This window comes from Gordonia sp. CPCC 205515 (assembly GCF_048537925.1).
Lineage (GTDB): Bacteria > Actinomycetota > Actinomycetes > Mycobacteriales > Mycobacteriaceae > Gordonia.
Genome location: NZ_JBCLVJ010000017.1, coordinates 1 through 19,236 on the forward strand (window position 1 = coordinate 1; position 19,236 = coordinate 19,236).

Genomic DNA, 19,236 nt, shown 5'->3' on the forward strand with positions numbered 1-19,236 from the left:
GCCCGGCTCCATTCCGAACCCGGAAGCTAAGCCCTCCAGCGCCGATGGTACTGCACCCTAACCAGTGTGGGAGAGTAGGACACCGCCGAACACAACTTACAGAAAGGCTCTGTATTCGATGTAGCCCATCGGATGCAGAGCCTTTCTTCATGTTTCCCCTTCTTTCGGTATCCCGGGTGTCACGTACATCGGGGTACCACCTTCTTCCCGCTGACTTCGAGGCATACATTGGCTCCTATGAATGATCGCGATCGCGACCGACAACCCCGACGTAACGGCGGACGGCCCGACCGTCCGAGGCGTTCGTCGTCGCCTCGGGGCACCGGATCCGCCGGCCGACCGGATGAACCACAGATCCCCGATGACGTATATGCCTCCGACCTCGACACCGAGGTCCGTCGCGACCTGCTCACGCTGGACAAGACCAACGCGGAGAATGTGGCCCGCCACTTGGTGATGGTCACTCGACTTCTGGAAGAAGACCCGGCGCTGGCCCTCGAGCACGCACGTGCTGCGCGTAGTCGCGCCAGCCGGGTCGGTCTGGTGCGCGAAACGATGGGCGTCGCCGCCTATAACGCCGGCGAGTGGCAGGAAGCGCTGTCCGAGCTACGAGCAGCCCGCCGCATCACCGGTAACACCGCACTGCTTCCGCTCATCGCAGACGCCGAGCGTGGCCTTGGGCGTCCGGAGCGGGCCATCGAAATCGCGCGCAGTGAGGACGGTCGCGCCCTGACCGGCGACGAGGCGACGGAGATGCGCATCGTCGAATCCGGAGCCCGCCTCGATCTGGGTGAGCCGCAGAAGGCGATCGTGACGCTGCAGGCCGAGGATCTGACACCCGGCCAGACGGGCACCGGCCCAGCTCGCCTCTTCTACGCCTATGCGTCCGCGTTGCATGCCGCCGGTCGCACCGACGACGCAATCACCTGGTTCATGAACACGGCCTCGGCCGACGTCGACGACGTGACCGACGCCGAGCTGCGGTTGGTGGAACTCACGTCGGATGAGCCCGCGGATCGCGACGGTGTTGACGATGTGCTGCCTGCAGAACAGGTCGAGGCCGAGCCCGCCGTAGCCGAACCTGCCGTGGCCGAACCCGCTGTAGTCGAACCGGCGGCCGTCGTTGAACCGGCGCCTGTCGAGGCTTCGACGTCGGATGTCGCTGTTCCGGTGGACGAAGCGAAAGTCGGTGATACAGAGCAGCATTCGACGGACATCGACTCGACGGAGTCCGACCCGACTGCGTCGGCGGAGACCGTCGTCAGTGAGCCACGTGCAGCACTCGGCCGACGCTACGACGCGTTGCTGCTCGATCTCGACGGCACGGTGTTCGCAGGCCATCGGGCACTGCCCGGTGCGCGCGAGAGCTTGGAGTCGATCGAGACACCTCGGTATTTCGTGACCAACAACGCGAGCCGGCGCCCCGCAGCGGTCGTCGAGCATCTCGTCGAACTCGGTTTCACCGCGACCACCGAACAGGTGGTGACGAGCGCGCAGTCGGCGGCCCGGCTGCTCGCCGAACATCTCGAGCCGGGATCCCGTGCTCTCGTGATCGGTACCGACGGCCTCGCGCAGGAAGTTCGCGAGGTGGGGATCGGTGTGACCCGTAGCGCCGATGATCGGCCGGCTGCCGTCATCCAGGGACATTCACCCGACACCGGGTGGGCACAGTTGTCGGAGGCCGCGCTGGCCATCAATGCGGGCGCCCTGTGGGTGGCCTGCAACACCGATGCGACGCTGCCCTCCGAACGCGGCAACCTCGTCGGCAACGGATCGATGGTCGCCGCGGTAGCCAACGCGACTGGGCAGACCCCGCTGGTGGCGGGCAAGCCCGCCGCACCGTTGATGGCCGACGCGATCGCCCGCAGTCGTGCGACCCGCCCACTGGTGGTCGGTGATCGGCTCGACACCGATATCGAGGGCGCACACAGCGTCGGAGTGGACAGCGCCCTGGTGCTGACCGGGGTGAGTTCGGTCAACGACCTGCTCGTCGCACCGCCGGAGCAGCGTCCGACGTATGTGATCGCCGACCTGACCCATCTGTTCAGCGACGCCGATTCGGTGCGCGTCGCGGACCAGCCGGGCTGGCTGGTCGACCTCGACGGCGACGTCGCGACGGTCACGCGGGACGGAGCGAGCGTCGACGAAAGCCTCATCCCAGCGGTGGCGCATGTCGTGTGGCAGGCAATCGACGAGGATCGACTCGATCCGAGTGAACTCTCGGTGACCAGTCCCGACGGCGACGTGCGGGCGCTCCTGGAATCGGTGGGTGTCGGCGGAGTGCGCTAGCGTTGGGGGCACCATGAGCCAACCGGATCAGCCACCGCGTCCCGGCCCGGCACCCGTCCCGGGTCCGCCGCGTCCCGGGCCGCAGATGATGCCGCGTACCAGCGGCGGGGCACCCGGCGTCGGCAGCGAAGTATCGCCGGATTCGGTGACCGAGAACGTCGCCGAACTGGTCGGCCAGGTCGACGAGATCCGCCGGGCAACCGGCGACACGTTCGACCTTCCGGCGCTCGCGCGGCAAACCGAACTGCTCGAGCAGGCGCACGACACCTTGACCTCCGCGCTGGAAAACGTCGATCCTCGATGAGGAGCGGCTGAGTGGCCGCGCGCGCACGGCTCGACGCCGAGCTGGTCCGCCGCGGACTCGCGCGATCCCGTGAACAAGCGCAGCACCTGATCGCCGACGGACTGGTCAAGGTGAACGGGGTCGTCGCCGCCAAGCCTGCGACGAACGTCGCCAAGGACACGCCGATTCTCGTCGTCGACCATGTCGACGACGACTGGGCGTCGCGGGGTGCGCACAAACTGCTTGGGGCGCTTGAGGTATTCGAGCCGCTGGGAGTGTCGGCGGACGGTCGGCGATGCCTTGACGCGGGGGCGTCGACCGGCGGATTCACCGACGTACTGCTGCGCCGCGGTGCTCGCGAGGTGGTCGCTGCCGACGTCGGCTACGGGCAACTCATCTGGCGCCTGCAGAATGATCCGCGCGTCGACGTGCACGACCGTACCAATGTGCGGCACCTGAACCCGGAGGGCATCGGGGGACAGGTCGACTTGGTGGTCGGCGACCTCTCGTTCATCTCCCTCGCGCTGGTGTTGCCCGCGTTGGCGGCCTGTACCCGGCTCGGCGGTGACCTGCTGCCGATGGTGAAACCCCAGTTCGAGGTCGGCAAGGATCGGGTCGGAGCCGGCGGTGTCGTCCGCGATCCGCAGCAGCGAGCCGACACCGTGCTGGCCGTCTCCCGCACCGCCCGGCAATTGGGGCTGGTCACCCGCGCAGTGGTGGCAAGCCCGCTACCTGGGCCGTCGGGAAACGTCGAATACTTCCTCTGGCTCCGCAAAGACCACGATGCCGCCCGGGACGACACCGCATCCGGGCATCCCGATAGGGTCGAAGACCGAACAGATATGACCGGGGATGCGGGCTCAGCAGACGACGCCTGGGTGATCGACCTGATCACCCAGGCCGTTGCGAACGGACCGCAGTGACAGACGGAGGGACGAGGGTGACGACTGCCGATGTCGCCGATCGGGCCGGCCACCGAGAGTTCCTGGTCGTCGCCAACACCGGCCGGGAAGTCGTCACCCAGACCTTGGACTCCATCGCCCGGCACTGTGCGGCGGCCGGAGTGAAACTGCGAGTGGTCGACCACGACGCCCAGGTCCACGACCTCGCCAACCGATCGGTCGACGAGTACTACCCCGAACCGGCACGTCCGGATATCCATTCGGTCGATCCCGATCGACTGCGTAGCACCGGCGCTGCCGTGGAGATAGCGTCCGCGGTCCCCGAATCCGCCGAGGGCTGCGAGGTCGCGATCGTGCTCGGCGGCGACGGCACATTCCTGCGTGCCGCCGAACTCGCTTATCCCGCAGAGGTTCCCGTCCTCGGAATCAACCTCGGGCACATCGGATTTCTCGCCGAGGCCGAAGCCAATCGGGTCGACGAGGTCATGCAGCAACTCGTCCAGAACGACTACACCGTGGTGCCCCGGATGACCCTCGACGTCACCGTCATCGACCCGTCGCAGCCCGACACTCCGCCGATCAAGACCTGGGCACTCAATGAGGTCGCCATCCTCAACCGTACGAACAACGGCGTGCTCGAACTCGTCACCGAGGTCGACAACCGGCCGGTGTCGGCGTTCGGTGCCGACGGTGTCCTCGTATCCACCCCGACCGGTTCCACGGCGTATGCCTTCTCCGCGGGCGGACCGGTGATGTGGCCCGATCTGGAAGCAATCCTGGTGGTGCCCAACAACGCCCACGCGCTCTTCGCCCGTCCGATGGTCACCAGCCCGCGCTCACGCGTCGCGGTGGAGATCGACAAGGACGGGCGCTCCGCGCTCGCGCTCTGCGACGGTCGCCGTCGGATCAATGTCCCCGCGGGAGCGCGCGTCGAAGTGGTGCGCAGCGACCGGTCTGTCCTGTGGGTGCGGATCGACTCCGACCCGTTCGCCGACCGCCTGGTGACCAAGTTCGACCTGCCCGTCACCGGTTGGCGCGGAAGGCAGCCCTGAGCATGCTCGAAGAACTCAGCATCGAGGGGCTCGGCGTCATCGAACAGGCCTCGGCGACCTTCCACCCGGGCTTCACCGTGCTCACCGGCGAAACCGGTGCCGGGAAGACGATGATCGTCACCAGCCTGCATCTCCTGTCGGGCGCGCGCGCCGACGCCTCACGGGTGCGTTCAGGGGACACCAAGGCCACCGTCGAAGGCCGATTCCGGCTCAGTGATGCGGGAGGTGCGGCCGACGTTGCCGACTCCATCGCCGATCCGGTGATCGCCGAGATCCTCGAATCCACCGGCGCCGACGTCGACGAGGACGGTTCGCTGATCGCCCTACGGTCGGTCACCAGCGACGGCCGATCTCGTGGGCATGTCGGCGGACGATCCGTCCCGGTCGGGGTGCTCGGCCGGCTCACCAATCAGCTGCTGACCATCCACGGACAGAACGACCAACTCCGGCTCATCAAACCCGAGCACCAGCGCGCCGCACTCGACACCTTCGCCGGCCAGACCGTCGAGAACGCCCTCGCGACCTATCGCGCGGCCCGCGTCGACTGGGTGAACATCCTCGACGACCTCGAGATGCGGCGGTCGAGGTCGCGTGACCTGGCGCAAGAGGCCGATCGGCTACGGTTCGGCGTCGATGAGATCGCGGCCGTCGATCCGCAACCCGGCGAAGACACCGAACTCGCGGCCACCATTCGTCGGCTCAGCGATCTGGAGACCATCCGGACCGCCGCCGCCCAGTCCCGCGAGATCGTGACCGGTGACAGCGGATCCGTCATCGACGGTCTCGGCCAAGTGCGCAGCATCCTCGAATCGACCACCGAGGACGCCTTGGTGGCCTTGCTGCCACGGATCGCCGAAGCGCTCGCTGTCGTCACCGACGTCGGTGAGGAACTGACCTCGTTTGTCGCCGACCTGCCGGCCGATGCCGACGAACTCGAGAAACTGCTGACCCGGCAGGCCGAACTCAAGGCGCTGGTCCGCAAGTACGCACCGGATATCGATGGCGTCATCGAGTGGCGTCGCGACGCCGAGGCCCGCCTGGCCGTCATCGACGATCCCGCGCACTCGATCGCCGAACTCGAGGCCGCGGCCACCGCTGCGGCGGACAAGGTTGCCGACGCCGCCGCGACCCTGCACAAGCGACGACGCACCGCCGCCAAATCCATGGCCACCAAGGTGTCTGCGGAACTCGCCGGGCTGGCCATGGGCGACGCGAGCCTGGCCGTCGAGGTGTCGCCGGATCCCGCCGGCACCGATGATCGGTTGGCGATCGAGCTCGACGGCCGGCGTGCACATGCCGGATCGGCCGGCGCCGACCGCGTCGAGTTCGGTCTCGTCGCGCACAAGGGCGCCACACCACTGCCGATCGCCCGATCGGCGTCCGGGGGTGAGCTCTCCCGGGTGATGCTCGCGCTCGAAGTGGTGCTGGCGGCGCCGACGAGCGGGTCCATCATGGTGTTCGACGAGGTCGATGCCGGTGTCGGTGGCCGCGCCGCGGTCGAGATCGGGCGTCGGCTCGCGAATCTGGCCCGCGCTCATCAGGTCATCGTCGTGACCCATCTGCCGCAGGTGGCCGCGTTTGCCGACAATCATCTCGTCATCGGCAAGAGTTCGGGTGCGCGCGGACGAAAGCCGCAGACGAGCACGGTACGCACGCTGTCTCGCGACGACCGGATCGCCGAACTGGCCCGGATGCTGGCCGGACTCGGGGATTCCGATACGGGTAAGGCCCACGCGGAAGAACTTCTGGCGACCGCCGACAGCGAAAAAGCGAATGATGCGAAGGTTACGCCGAAAAGGGCTGGGGCACAGACCAAATAGCACTCCGGCGCAGTAGGCACCGAAGTAAGCGAAACACTTATACACCAACAGCGGGGTTATCGGTGCGATAACGATCTGTAGCCACGCTGATAATAATTGTGAAACCGGTCACATTCTGGCTTGACGGGGTCTAGATTCCGATTTAGGTGGGGACCCGTAAATCAAGTTCACGATGCAGAATGGGAATGGTGCGACAATGGTAGTCACATTCGCTGGTTATGACATCAAGGTGGGCACGCCCGTAGTGGGCCGCGACGGCACGGAAGTCGGCACGGTTGCCGCCACCGAGGGCAACGATCTCGTCATCGATCTCAAGGGTGGCGATCGCATGGCGGTCGGCGAGCAAGGTGTCGCCGCATTCGAACCCGATTTCGTCCGGTTGGACCAGGACAGTGAGTGGATCATGGGCGGCAGCTGGCGAGGTGCCGGCGCCGGTCAATTCAAGGGCCTGGTTGACACGAACAAGGGCATGGCCGACACGAACGCGTCGATGGATGCGGCCAACTGGACGACCGACGACCGCCGGACGATCGACCTCTATCGTGAGGATCTGATCGCGACCAAACGCGAAGTCGCGACCGGTGTGGTGCGGATCTCCAAGCGCATCGTCGTGCACGACGAGGCGATCGACGTCGAGACCTACCACGAGAAGATCAAGATCAACCGGATGGATGCCGACCGCGAGGCCGACCTCGATCATCTCTTCGAGGAGGAGTCCTACGAGATCGAACTCCGTAGCGAGGAAGTCGATCTGGGCAAGAGGGTCCGGGTGATCGGTCAGGTCGAACTCGGCAAGGAACGCGTCCAGCGCACCGAACGGGTCACCGGCCAGGTTCGGCACGAGGAGATCGACGTCGACGAGAGCAACTACTCGATGGCTCGCCCGATCGGCACCGAGCAGGTCGTCGCCGACACCTCGTCGCGCGATTACCACATGAACGGAGTGTGATCCCTCCTTTCGCAATGCGACGGACGGGCGGCAGGACAGGCATGTTACTCATGTGACAAAAGTTGCAGTTGTTACGGCGCGCCTCCCCGGCAAGCCGCGGCAACGCGTCAATCATGAGCGTCATGAAGATGCCTGCTCTGCTAGCCCGTACGACCGATGAACTTCCTGGCGTCACCGGAATAGCCAGGATCGACAAGAACACCCGCCGACTGCTCGATCGAGTCGGCCCCGGCGACATCGTGATCCTCGACGAGGTCGATCTCGACCGGGTCACCGCCGATGCTCTGGTGCAGGCCAACGTCGTCGCGGTGGTCAACGCATCATCGTCCATCTCCGGGCGCTATCCCAATCTCGGTCCCGAGGTCCTGGTGGCCTCGGGCATCGTGCTGCTCGACAACGTCGGCGACGAGGTGTTCAAGCGCGTCAAGGACGGCGCCAAACTCCGCATCGACAACGACCGGCTCTTCGTCGGCGACCGGCGCCTCGCGATGGGCACCGAGCTCGAGGAGAGCGACATCGCGGACAAGATGATCGAGGCCAAAACGGGCCTCGTCGATCACCTGGAAGCGTTCTCCGGCAACACAATCGAGTTCATCCGCAGCGAGTCGCCGTTGCTCATCGACGGGGTTGGCGTGCCCGACGTGGACGTCGACTTCCACGGACGGCATGTGGTCATCGTCGGCGACGGCGCGGACCGGACCACCGACCTGCGCGCGCTCAAGCCGTTCATCAAGGAGTACTCACCGGTGCTCGTCGGAGTCGGCGCCGGTGCCGACACCCTGATGAAGGCCGGGTACAAGCCTGCGCTGATCGTCGGCGACCCCGACGACATCAAGGCCGCCACCCTCAAATCGGGGGCGCAGCTGGTCCTGCCCGCCGACACCGACGGCCATGCCGCCGGACTCGCCCGCATCCAGGATCTGGGTATCGGCGCCACCACCTTCCCCGCAGCGGGCAGCGCCGCCGATCTCGCGCTGCTGCTGACGGACTATCACGGCGCCGACCTCATCGTCACCGTCGGCTACGGCGGCACCCTCGACGACTTCTTCGACCGCTCGCGTCGCGAGAGCAACCCGTCGACATTCCTGACCCGACTCAAGGTCGGTCCCAAGCTGGTCGACGCCAAGGCCGTGGCCACGCTGTATCGCAGCCGGATCTCCGGTGCCGCGATCGCCTGCGTGATCCTCGCCGCGCTCGTCGCCATCATCGCTGCCGTCATGCTGTCGAGCTGGGGTCCCGAGGTGACCGATTGGGCGGTCGCCCAGTATCACGACGCCGTCGAGTGGGCGCAGGGCGTCTGGAACAGGTAGCCCATGATTTCTTCTCGGCAGCACGCGATCTCACTGGTCGCCGTCTTCCTCGCGCTGGCCGTCGGACTCTTCCTGGGGTCCGGCTTCGTCGGCGACCGGATGAATGCGCTCACCGGCACGTCCCGGGATCGCGTCGGCGACCTCGAGAAGCAACGTGACGAACTCAACGATCAGGTCAACGCCGCCAACAGCTTCGAGGCGGCGATCGCACCGCGACTGCTGGCCGGCAGTCTCAAGGGACAGTCGGTGCTGGTCGTCACCGCGCCGAACGCCGCCGACTCCGATGTCGACGCGGTCAAGGAGTCGGTGTCGGCGGCGGGCGGCAAGTTCGCCGGACAGGTCGCGATGACCGACACCCTGCTGCGCGATCAGAAAGCCGAGCAGCTGCGGACCATCGTCGACCAGACCATTCCGGCCGGCACCACGCTGCGTACCGAGCTCACCGATTCCGGCGGCCGGGTGGGCGACCTGCTCGGTTCGTTGATCCTGCACCCCGACGGGGCGCAGGCGGCCTCCACCGATGACCGTCGCCTTGGCCTGCAGGCGCTGAAGGAAGGCGGCTTCATCGACTACGCCAACGGTGCGGTGGCGCCCGCCGATCTCGTGGTGGTGGTCAGCGGCGACGCGATGCCCGACGACTCGGGGGCGCAAGGTCAGCTCGTCGCGCGGTTCGCCGCAGCGATGGCCGCCCGCGGGCAGGGCGGCACCCTCGTCGGGCGGACCGGATCGGCGACCGGTGGCTCACCCATCGCCGTCGTGCGCAGTGACCCGGCACTCGGCAATGCGGTCTCCACCGTCGACAACGTCGACCAACAAACCGGTCGGATCACCACCGTCCTGGTCCTTGGGGAAGAGGCCAAGGGCCGCACCGCGGCCTTCGGTACCGGCCCCGGAGCCACCGCGATCACCGTGGGGGCCGAGCCCGCGCCCCGGCCCGCCGCCTGACTCCCGATCACTGAACCCGACACGAGAACATGTCGGGTTCGGTGTCGTGGCAGGCGTTCGCCCGCGGAGGTGTTACCCTGTAGTCCCGTAGGTAAACAGGTATTTCTGGCCTGATTTCGGCCGACGGGAGACGCATTTGCGACCACTGCGCCATGTGCATGACACCAAACACATCTTCGTGACGGGTGGTGTCGCCTCATCCTTGGGTAAGGGGCTCACCGCCTCGAGCCTCGGACAACTCCTCACTGCTCGTGGCCTCCGGGTCACCATGCAGAAGCTGGACCCGTACCTCAACGTCGATCCGGGAACGATGAATCCGTTCCAGCACGGCGAGGTCTTCGTCACCGAGGACGGCGCCGAGACCGACCTCGACGTGGGGCACTATGAACGGTTCCTCGACCGCAACCTCTCCCAGTCGGCGAATGTGACCACCGGACAGGTCTATTCGTCGGTCATCGCCAAGGAACGTCGCGGCGAGTACCTGGGTGAGACCGTGCAGGTCATCCCGCACATCACCGACGAACTCAAGGCCCGGGTCCTCGCGATGCGCGAGCCCGGCGACGACGGTGAGACCCCGGACGTGGTGATCACCGAGATCGGCGGCACCGTCGGTGACATCGAGTCGTTGCCGTTCATCGAGGCCGCTCGTCAGATCCGGCACGACGTCGGTCGCGACAATGTCTTCTTCATCCACGTCTCGCTGGTGCCGTACCTGGCGCCGTCCGGGGAGCTCAAGACAAAACCGACCCAGCACTCGGTCGCGGCGCTGCGTAACGTCGGTATCCAGCCCGACGCGCTGATCCTGCGGTGTGACCGGGAGGTCCCGGAGGGTCTGAAAAAGAAGATCGCGCTGATGTGCGATGTCGACCTCGAGGGCGTCATCTCCACCCCCGACGCGCCGTCGATCTACGACATCCCCAAGGTGCTGCACCGCGAACAGCTCGACGCGTACGTGGTGCGCCGCCTTAACCTGCCGTTCCGGGACGTGGACTGGACAGAGTGGGGCGAACTCCTCAAGCGGGTGCACGACCCGCGGGAGACCGTCACTGTCGCGCTGGTGGGCAAGTACGTCGACCTGCCCGACGCGTATCTGTCGGTCACCGAGGCGATCCGGGCGGGTGGCTTCGCCCATCGCGCGCGCACCGAGATCAAATGGGTGCCCTCGGACGATTGCGCCACCGTCGAGGGATCGCTGGCCGCGCTCGGCGATGTCCACGCCGTGCTGATCCCGGGCGGTTTCGGCATCCGCGGGATCGAGGGCAAGGTCGGTGCGATCAACTTCGCCCGCACACGTGGGATCCCGCTGCTCGGACTGTGTCTGGGTCTGCAGTGCGTGGTCATCGAGGCGGCCCGCGCGGCCGGACTCGACGAGGCGAGTTCCACCGAGTTCGACCCCGACACCCCGTTCCCGGTGATCTCCACCATGGCCGACCAGCACGAGGTCGTAGCCGGGGAAGCCGACCTCGGTGGCACCATGCGGCTCGGTGCCTACCCCGCGGTGCTCGAGAAGAGATCGGTGGTCGCCACGGCCTACGAGACCACCCAGGTTTCCGAACGTCATCGGCACCGCTTCGAGGTCAACAACGCCTACAGGGACAAGATCGCGCAGTCCGGACTGGTCTTCTCCGGCACGTCACCCGACGGTCACCTCGTCGAATTCGTCGAGTACCCGCCGTCGGTGCACCCGTTCCTGGTGGCCACCCAGGCGCATCCGGAGCTGAAGAGTCGGCCGACCCGCCCGCACCCGCTGTTCCGCGCGTTCATCGATGCTGCATTGAAATACAAGGCAGCAGAGCGTCTTCCGGTCGACTTGGGGGACTACGAGCCGCCGATGGTCGACGACGCCGAGGATGATCTCGAGGAACGTGGCGCTTGACCGGACCGGGGGAGGACGCGCAGGCGGTCGGTGAATCGGCCGGGATCCACGAGTTCGCGGTGCGCGCGAGTCGCAGTGTGTACGACGGCGCGATCCTGACCTTGCGGGTCGACGAGGTCGAGATGCCCGGCGGCCGTGTCGCCGAACGTGAGGTGGTCGAGCATCACGGTGCGGTGGCAGTGGTCGCACGCGACGCGCAGGGTCGCATCGCCATGGTGCGGCAGTACCGGCATCCCATCGGTCGCCGGCTGCTCGAGTTGCCCGCGGGTCTGCTCGACGGCGGTGCCGACGAGACGCCTCTGGCCGCCGCACAACGCGAACTCGCCGAAGAGGTCGATCTGGCCGCCGACGACTGGCACGTGCTGGTCGACGTCGACCTGTCGCCGGGATTCACCGACGAGGCGCTGCGGGTCTTCCTCGCCGAAGGCCTGCATGAACTCGACGCCGCCGCCCGCCACGACGAAGAGGCCGACATGTCCGTCGAGTGGGTGACCCTCGACGACGCCGTCGCCCGCATCCTGTCCGGCGAGATCGTGAACGCTACCTGTGTGGCCGGCATCCTCGCGGTGGCCGCTGCCGCCGCGCGCGGCGTCCCGCTGCGCCACGTCGACGCCCCGTGGACCGATCAGCCGACGGCGTTGCAAGAGCGGCGAGCCGGTCGATGACCGGCACCGGCGTGTCCGATCCGGTCGCCGCGTCGGCCACCGCCGAACAGGTGACCCGCTACCTCGATCACCTCACCGTCGAACGCGGCGCGGCGACCAACACCGTCACCTCCTATCGGCGTGATCTCGGCCGCTATGAGCACTACCTCGTCAGCCGCGGCATCACCGCGCTGTCGGAGGTGACCGAGAACGATGTCCGCGAGTTCCTCGTCGAACTGCGGCGCGGTGACCGTGATGCCGGGCAGGCGCCGCTGGCGGACAGCTCCATCGCGCGAACCCTGGTGGCGGTCAGAGGCTTTCACAAGTTCGCCGCGGCCGAGGGGATCGTCGTCGACGATGTCGCCCATGCGGTGGCACCGCCGCGACCGGCGCGTCGGCTACCGAAGTCCCTGCCGATCGACGAGGTGCTCGCGATCCTCGAGTCGGCCGGTGCTGCCGACCACCCACGCGCGCTGCGGGACCGTGCCCTGCTTGAACTGCTCTACAGCTGTGGCGCGCGGATCTCCGAGGCGATCGCGCTCGACGTCGACGACATCGACACCGAGACCCGTGCCGTGCGGTTGCGCGGCAAGGGCGGCAAGGAACGGGTGGTGCCGGTCGGCGGTCCGGCCATCGACGCCATCGACGCCTATCTGGTGCGGGGACGGCCGGCGTTGGCCAGCCGCGCCAAGCCGGCGCTGTTCCTGAATGCCCGCGGTGGCCGATTGTCGCGGCAGAGTGCCTGGCAGGTGCTCTCCGACGCCGCGCAGCGGGCGGGCCTGGACAAAGCAGTGTCGCCGCACACCCTGCGACACAGCTTCGCGACGCACCTGCTCGACGGCGGGGCCGATGTCCGCGTCGTCCAGGAACTGCTCGGTCATGCGTCGGTGACGACGACGCAGGTCTACACATTGGTGACGGTCAACACGATGCGGGAGGTCTACGCGACCGCCCATCCGCGGGCACGATGACGCACCGACCGGTTGTCCGGTGACGGCGCACGGCGGTGCGTCGCAGATTCGGCGATTCGACCCATTAGGCTTGGGAGCACTGCCGCGATGGTCGCGACGACCAGCGCCGGCGGCGACACGACAGAAGGGAGCGGCGGACACGTGAGCACCCCGGGGGCACCGCGATCTGCCGGACCTTCCCGCGATCAGTTCCATCGGCCGGTTCAACTCGGCTTCGACGCGGTTCATGACGGCGCCGACGCGACACCATCCGTGCCGACACCATCCGTTCCGACACCACCGGACCCGCAGACCGGCTCGGACGCTGTCCCGCCGACGTCGGGTGGGTCCTATGGGCAGGCTGCGCCGTGGGGGACGACACCGTCCACACCCGAGCCTGCGGCTCCGGCGCCGGTCGCACCGCAACCGCCCGCACCGGTACCCACCACTCCCGAGCCCGCCTCAGCCGAATCCGCCGAGACGGCTGCCGCCGAGCCGGCCGCCCCGGCCGAGCCCGTGCTGGGACCGACCGGTCGTCCCTACCGCGACATTCCCGAACCCACTCCGCTGGACCGGCACGGTCCGGCCACCGTCATCGCTGTCTGCAACCAGAAGGGCGGCGTCGGCAAGACGACGTCGACCATCAACCTGGGCGCGGCGCTGGCCGAATTCGGGCGGCGTGTGCTGCTCGTCGATCTCGATCCGCAGGGTGCACTGTCGGCGGGACTCGGTGTGCCGCATCACGAACTCGAGCAGACCGTCTACAACCTGTTGGTGCCGCCGCATGTCGCCACCGACGAGGTGCTGATGCGTACCCGCGTCGACGGACTCGACCTGTTGCCGAGCAACATCGACCTATCTGCCGCGGAGATCCAACTCGTCACCGAGGTCGGCCGGGAACAGTCACTGGCCCGGGCCCTGCACCCCGTCCTCGACCGCTACGACTACGTCCTCATCGACTGCCAGCCGTCGCTGGGTCTGCTCACCGTCAACGCGCTGGCGTGTGCTGACACGGTGATCATCCCGATGGAATGTGAGTACTTCAGCCTGCGTGGGCTGGCGCTGCTCACCGACACTGTCGACAAGGTGCGCGACCGGCTCAACCCGCGTCTGGAACTCGGCGGCATCCTCGTCACCATGTTCGACGCGCGCACTCTGCATTCGCGGGAGGTCATGGCCCGCGTCGTCGAGGTGTTCGGCGATGTCGTCTACGACGCGGTGATCAGCCGCACCGTGCGGTTTCCGGAGACCAGTGTCGCGGGTGAGCCGATCACGTCGTGGGCGCCGAAGTCCGGTGGCGCCGAGTCCTACCGGGCGCTCGCCCGCGAGGTCATCGCGCGCAACGCCCGTCCCACATGACCGACGACGGCCTCGAAGCGGTTACGGACAAGCCTGTCGGATTCCAGGTCAAACTCCGCAACTTCGAGGGTCCGTTCGACCTGCTGCTCAACCTGATCAGCCAGCATCGGCTGGACGTGACCGAGGTCGCGTTGCACGAGGTCACCGATGATTTCATCGCCTATACGCGTGAACTCGGCCCCGAGGTCGGGCTGGAACAGACCACCGAGTTCCTGGTGGTTGCCGCCACCCTGCTCGACCTGAAGGCGGCGCGCCTGCTACCGACCGGCGAGGTCGACGACCCCGAAGACCTGGCGTTGCTCGAAGCGCGGGATCTGCTGTTCGCGCGGCTGTTGCAATACCGCGCCTATAAGCAGGTCGCGGCGCTCTTCGGTGAGCTGGAAGCGGCTGCGCTGCAACGGTATCCGCGGGCGGTGTCGCTGGAGAAGCAGTTCGAGGAGTTGCTGCCCGAAGTGACACTCGGTGTGGATGCGCAGGGCTTCGCCGTGGTGGCGGCCTCCGCGCTGACCCCACGTCCGGTGCCGAGTGTCGGACTCGGCCATCTGCATGACATGCACCAGGTGTCGGTGCCGGCGCAGGCGCGACGCATGGCGACGCTGCTGGCCACGACACCCGGCGAGTGGGTGAGCTTCCGACAGTTGATCGCCGACTGTGAGAGTGGTCTCGAAGTCGTCGGCAGCTTCCTCGGACTGCTCGAACTGTTCCGCGAGCGGGCGATCGCCTTCGAACAACCGCTCGCGCTGGGTGATCTCCAGGTGAGTTGGACCGGCGAACGCGACGTCGACGACGTCAACATCGACAAGGCGGAGGACTACGGATGACCGAGCAGCCGGAACCGGACACGGTGGATCTCCCCGGTGACGACCTCGACGACGAACTGGACGATCACCGGTTGCGATCGGCGCTCGAAGCCGTCCTGCTCGTCGTCGACACCCCGGTCAGCACCGACGAACTGGCGACCGCCGTCGACACCGACCGGGTGCGGGTGCAGGGCATGCTCACCCGGATCGCCGAGGAACTGACCGCGGCCAACAGTGGCTTTGACCTGCGATTTGCCGGCGATGGCTGGCGGTTCTACACCCGCGCCGAGTTCGCGCCCTATGTGGAACGGCTGCTGCTCGATGGTGCGCGTTCCAAGTTGACGCGGGCCGCGTTGGAGACCCTGGCGGTGATCGCCTACCGGCAGCCGGTCAGTCGCGCGCGGGTCAGTGCGATCCGCGGTGTCAACGTCGACGGCGTCATTCGCACCCTGGTCGCACGCGGCCTGATCAGCGAGGTCGGTACCGACCCGCAGACCACCGCCACCACCTACGGCACCACCGAGTTGTTCCTGGAACGCCTCGGACTCGCATCGCTGTCGGAGCTGCCGGACCTGGCCCCACTGCTGCCCGGCGTCGACGTCATCGACGACCTCGAAGAGGAACTGTCGTCGGACCCGCGATTCGCCAAACTCGACGCTCACCGGTCAGACTCGACAGGGAACAATTCACCCGCGACAGACGCCGACGACACGTCGGGGAGCGTCACGGACACCGACGACTAGGACATCGACATGGCATCCGCTAGCCGAGACGGCACACCGGGCCGAGGCAAGAAGCCCGCGCGCGCAGCGAAGAACACCAAGACGACCGGCGGTAAGTCGGCCGGCGGCAGCAAGGCCGGCAATAAGACCGGTCGCGCCGGCGGGACGAGACACGGCGCGCCTGACCCCGCCCGGGGCAAGAAGCAACACCGCAAGGGATCGTCGAAACCCGACGTCGCCTCGGGCAAGGTGCGGTTGAACAATGCGCGCCCGGCGCGGCATCAGACGCCCGCCGAGTCGTCGGGGGCCGGTGCGACCTATGTCGCCGACGGTCTGCGTTTGCAGAAGGTCCTCGCGGCGGCCGGGGTGGCCTCGCGTCGCGGCGCCGAAGAACTGATCGCCGCCGGACGCGTCGAGGTCGACGGAGAGATCGTCACCGAGCAGGGCATGCGGATCAACCCCGACACCGCCATCATCCGCGTCGACGGCGCGCGCGTCGTCATCGACGAAGACAAGCAGTATCTCGCGCTGAACAAGCCCAAGGGTATGCAGTCCACAATGGCCGACGAACAGGGGCGACCCTGCGTCGGCGACATCATCGCCGAGCGGGTGATGGCCGGACAGCGGCTGTTCCACGTCGGCCGACTCGACGCCGACACCGAGGGACTGCTGCTGCTGACCAACGACGGTGAGCTCGCACATCGGTTGATGCATCCGTCCTACGAGGTGCCCAAAACCTACCTCGCGACGGTGCGCGGTGAGGTGGACCGGTCCGTCGGTCGACAACTGCGGGACGGGGTGGAACTCGAGGACGGCCCGGTCACTGTCGACTCATTCACGGTCGTGGGTGTGCACCAGGGACAGTCCATGGTGCGAATCACTCTGCACGAGGGACGAAATCGGATCGTGCGTCGTCTGTTCGAGGAGGTCGGGTATCCGGTGCAGGAACTCGTCCGCACCCACCTCGGTGCGGTGACGCTCGGCGAGCAGCGGCCCGGCAGCATCCGGGTGCTCAACAACCGGGAGATCGGCGAACTCTACAAGGCGGTGGGTCTGTGACACAGGCTGATTCGGCTCGCGGACGGGTGATCGCCATCGACGGACCCGCCGGTACCGGAAAGTCGACGGTCTCCAAGCTGATTGCCAAGCGGGTCGGTGCACACTACCTCGATACCGGTGCGATGTACCGGGCGGCGACCCTCGCGGTGCTGAATGCCGGTGTAGCGCTCGATGACTCGGCGGCGATCGGCACGACCGTGGCCGACGCCGACATTCGACTCGATCTCGGTGACGGCGGCTGCACCGCCTACCTGGACGGAGTTGACGTCTCGCAGGAGATCCGGTCCGATCATGTGACGAGTGCGGTGTCGGCGGTCTCCGCCGTCGCCGCCGTCCGTACCAAACTCGTTGCCGTGCAACGCAGTGAGGCAGAGGGCGAGTTCGTGGTGGTGGAAGGTCGTGACATCGGCACCGTGGTCTTCCCCGACGCCGACGTGAAGGTGTTCCTCACGGCCACACCGGAAGCGCGTGCCGAGCGTCGCCATCGGCAGAACCTCTCGGCCGGGCGGGACAGTGACTACGAGACGGTGCTGGCCAGTGTCAATCGTCGGGATCATCTCGATTCCACCCGCGAGGTGTCGCCGTTGCGGGCGGCCGACGATGCGGTCCTCGTCGATACCAGCGACCTGACCCTGGCTCAGGTCGTCGACACACTCGACCACCTCATCCGGGAACGCATCGTGTCTCCTGCCTCGGATGCCCCGACCTCGAAGACTGGAGTGCAGTCGTGAGCGAGAACATCACCGGCGCCGACGATCTGGCCTTGCCCGGCGACGGCACCTGGTCCGACGAAACCGATTGGGAACTGGGCGACTTCGATGTCGACGGCGATGGCGCCGGCTCGGTGCCGATGCCGGTGCTGGCGATCGTCGGTCGCCCGAACGTCGGCAAGTCGACGCTCGTCAACCGCATCCTCGGCCGCCGCGAAGCGGTCGTCGAAGACATCCCGGGTGTGACGCGCGACCGCGTGTCGTATGCGGCGAGTTGGTCGGGTCGGCGGTTCACTGTCGTCGACACCGGCGGCTGGGAGCCCGACGCGAAGGGACTGCAGCAGGCGGTCGCCGCGCAGGCCGAGTTGGCCATGCGGACCGCCGATGCCATCGTGTTGGTGGTCGATGCCACCGTCGGCGCGACCGCGACCGACGAGGCCGTCGCCCGGGTGCTGCGCCGCTCGAAGACACCGGTCATCCTGGCGGCCAACAAGGTCGACAGCGAACGCGCCGAAGCCGAGACGGCCACCCTGTGGTCGTTGGGACTCGGTGAGCCGCAACCAGTCTCGGCGGCACACGGCCGTGGCGCCGGTGACCTGCTCGACGTCGTGCTCGACGTACTGCCCGAGACGCCCCGCGAGGGCACCGCCACTCTCGGCGGTCCGCGCCGCGTCGCGCTGGTCGGTAAACCCAATGTCGGTAAGAGTTCGCTGCTGAACAAACTCGCCGGCGAGGAGCGCTCCGTCGTCGACAACGTTGCCGGCACCACCGTCGACCCCGTCGACGAGCTCGTTGAACTCGACGGCAAGACATGGCAGTTCGTCGACACCGCCGGACTGCGGCGAAAGGTGCGCACGGCCAGTGGGCACGAGTACTACGCGTCGCTGCGCACCCGCGCCGCCCTCGACGCGGCCGAGGTCGCGATCCTGCTGATCGACGCGTCCGAACCGATCACCGAGCAGGACCTCCGCGTCCTCTCGCTGATCATCGAGAGCGGTCGAGCGTTGGTGATCGCCTTCAACAAGTGGGATCTGGTCGACGAAGACCGGCGGTATCAGCTGGACAAGGAGATCGACCGCGAGTTGGCCCGCGTGCCGTGGGCGCGCCGGGTGAACATCTCCGCGAACACCGGACGCTCGGTACACAAGCTCGTGCCGGCGCTCGAGGGTGCCCTCGAGTCCTGGGACAAGCGCGTCTCGACCGGACGACTCAACAACTGGCTCAAAGAGGTCATCGCCGCGACGCCGCCACCGCTGCGCGGTGGTCGTCAGCCGCGCGTGATGTTCGCGACGCAGGCGTCGGTCCGTCCGCCGACCTTCGTGCTGTTCACCACGGGCTTCCTCGAGGCAGGCTACCGCCGCTTCCTGGAACGCCGACTGCGCGAGGAGTTCAACTTCGACGGTTCCCCGGTGCGGATCAACGTTCGGGTCCGGGACAAGCGGGAGCTGCGCCGCGGCAAACGCTGATCGGGGACGACTGGCCTGTCGGGTGGTCGCCGGGAGCTGACGCTCCGCCGAGCCCCCGTCGCCATTTTCACACTCTTGAGTTGTCAAAGGCCGTGCGCGG

At 67.3% G+C, this 19,236-nt stretch carries 17 protein-coding genes; all 17 read left to right on the forward strand.

What is annotated here, in order from left to right; translation table 11 throughout:
* Positions 1 to 237: 237 nt before the first annotated feature.
* Complete coding sequence (locus AAFP30_RS23430; protein ID WP_419232441.1) at positions 238 to 2,289, forward strand: HAD-IIA family hydrolase; 2,052 nt, start codon at positions 238 to 240, stop codon at positions 2,287 to 2,289.
* 13 nt (positions 2,290 to 2,302) lie between these two features.
* Positions 2,303 to 2,593, forward strand: a complete 291-nt coding sequence (locus AAFP30_RS23435) for a hypothetical protein (RefSeq protein WP_419232442.1) — start codon at positions 2,303 to 2,305, stop codon at positions 2,591 to 2,593.
* Positions 2,594 to 2,604: 11 nt separating this feature from the next.
* On the forward strand, positions 2,605 to 3,495 hold the full coding sequence (locus AAFP30_RS23440) for a TlyA family RNA methyltransferase (protein ID WP_419232443.1): 891 nt from the start codon (positions 2,605 to 2,607) through the stop codon (positions 3,493 to 3,495).
* A gap of 17 nt (positions 3,496 to 3,512) precedes the next feature.
* Positions 3,513 to 4,526 (forward strand): NAD kinase, encoded by a 1,014-nt coding sequence (locus tag AAFP30_RS23445; protein WP_419232444.1) that lies wholly within the window; start codon positions 3,513 to 3,515, stop codon positions 4,524 to 4,526.
* Positions 4,527 to 4,528: 2 nt separating this feature from the next.
* Positions 4,529 to 6,346: a DNA repair protein RecN gene (gene recN, locus AAFP30_RS23450; protein ID WP_419232445.1), complete on the forward strand. Its 1,818-nt coding sequence runs from the start codon at positions 4,529 to 4,531 to the stop codon at positions 6,344 to 6,346.
* 196 nt (positions 6,347 to 6,542) lie between these two features.
* Positions 6,543 to 7,295: a YsnF/AvaK domain-containing protein gene (locus AAFP30_RS23455; protein ID WP_419232446.1), complete on the forward strand. Its 753-nt coding sequence runs from the start codon at positions 6,543 to 6,545 to the stop codon at positions 7,293 to 7,295.
* A gap of 122 nt (positions 7,296 to 7,417) precedes the next feature.
* Positions 7,418 to 8,605, forward strand: coding sequence for a putative cytokinetic ring protein SteA (steA, locus tag AAFP30_RS23460; protein ID WP_419232447.1), 1,188 nt, complete (start codon positions 7,418 to 7,420; stop codon positions 8,603 to 8,605).
* 3 nt (positions 8,606 to 8,608) lie between these two features.
* Complete coding sequence (locus AAFP30_RS23465; RefSeq protein WP_419232448.1) at positions 8,609 to 9,550, forward strand: copper transporter; 942 nt, start codon at positions 8,609 to 8,611, stop codon at positions 9,548 to 9,550.
* A 136-nt stretch (positions 9,551 to 9,686) separates the two neighbouring features.
* Positions 9,687 to 11,426 carry a CTP synthase gene (locus AAFP30_RS23470; protein ID WP_419232449.1) on the forward strand — a complete coding sequence of 580 codons (1,740 nt, stop codon included), beginning with the start codon at positions 9,687 to 9,689 and terminating at the stop codon, positions 11,424 to 11,426.
* Positions 11,423 to 12,091 carry an NUDIX domain-containing protein gene (locus tag AAFP30_RS23475; RefSeq protein ID WP_419232450.1) on the forward strand — a complete coding sequence of 223 codons (669 nt, stop codon included), beginning with the start codon at positions 11,423 to 11,425 and terminating at the stop codon, positions 12,089 to 12,091. The genes AAFP30_RS23470 and AAFP30_RS23475 overlap by 4 nt, the downstream gene beginning before the upstream one ends.
* Positions 12,088 to 13,041 (forward strand): site-specific tyrosine recombinase XerD, encoded by a 954-nt coding sequence (gene xerD / locus AAFP30_RS23480; protein ID WP_419232451.1) that lies wholly within the window; start codon positions 12,088 to 12,090, stop codon positions 13,039 to 13,041. The genes AAFP30_RS23475 and xerD overlap by 4 nt, the downstream gene beginning before the upstream one ends.
* 252 nt (positions 13,042 to 13,293) lie before the next feature.
* Positions 13,294 to 14,379, forward strand: a complete 1,086-nt coding sequence (locus AAFP30_RS23485) for a ParA family protein (RefSeq protein WP_419232510.1) — start codon at positions 13,294 to 13,296, stop codon at positions 14,377 to 14,379.
* Positions 14,376 to 15,200 (forward strand): segregation and condensation protein A, encoded by an 825-nt coding sequence (locus tag AAFP30_RS23490; protein ID WP_419232452.1) that lies wholly within the window; start codon positions 14,376 to 14,378, stop codon positions 15,198 to 15,200. The genes AAFP30_RS23485 and AAFP30_RS23490 overlap by 4 nt, the downstream gene beginning before the upstream one ends.
* A complete protein-coding gene (gene scpB, locus AAFP30_RS23495) occupies positions 15,197 to 15,922 on the forward strand; it encodes an SMC-Scp complex subunit ScpB (RefSeq protein WP_419232453.1) in 726 nt (241 codons plus the stop codon). The genes AAFP30_RS23490 and scpB overlap by 4 nt, the downstream gene beginning before the upstream one ends.
* Positions 15,923 to 15,931: 9 nt before the next feature.
* Entirely contained in the window at positions 15,932 to 16,960 is a 1,029-nt protein-coding gene (locus tag AAFP30_RS23500; RefSeq protein ID WP_419232454.1) for a pseudouridine synthase, read from the forward strand.
* Positions 16,957 to 17,691 carry a (d)CMP kinase gene (gene cmk, locus AAFP30_RS23505; protein WP_419232455.1) on the forward strand — a complete coding sequence of 245 codons (735 nt, stop codon included), beginning with the start codon at positions 16,957 to 16,959 and terminating at the stop codon, positions 17,689 to 17,691. The genes AAFP30_RS23500 and cmk overlap by 4 nt, the downstream gene beginning before the upstream one ends.
* On the forward strand, positions 17,688 to 19,136 hold the full coding sequence (der, locus tag AAFP30_RS23510; RefSeq protein WP_419232456.1) for a ribosome biogenesis GTPase Der: 1,449 nt from the start codon (positions 17,688 to 17,690) through the stop codon (positions 19,134 to 19,136). Before cmk ends, der begins: the two co-directional genes overlap by 4 nt.
* Positions 19,137 to 19,236: the final 100 nt, after the last annotated feature.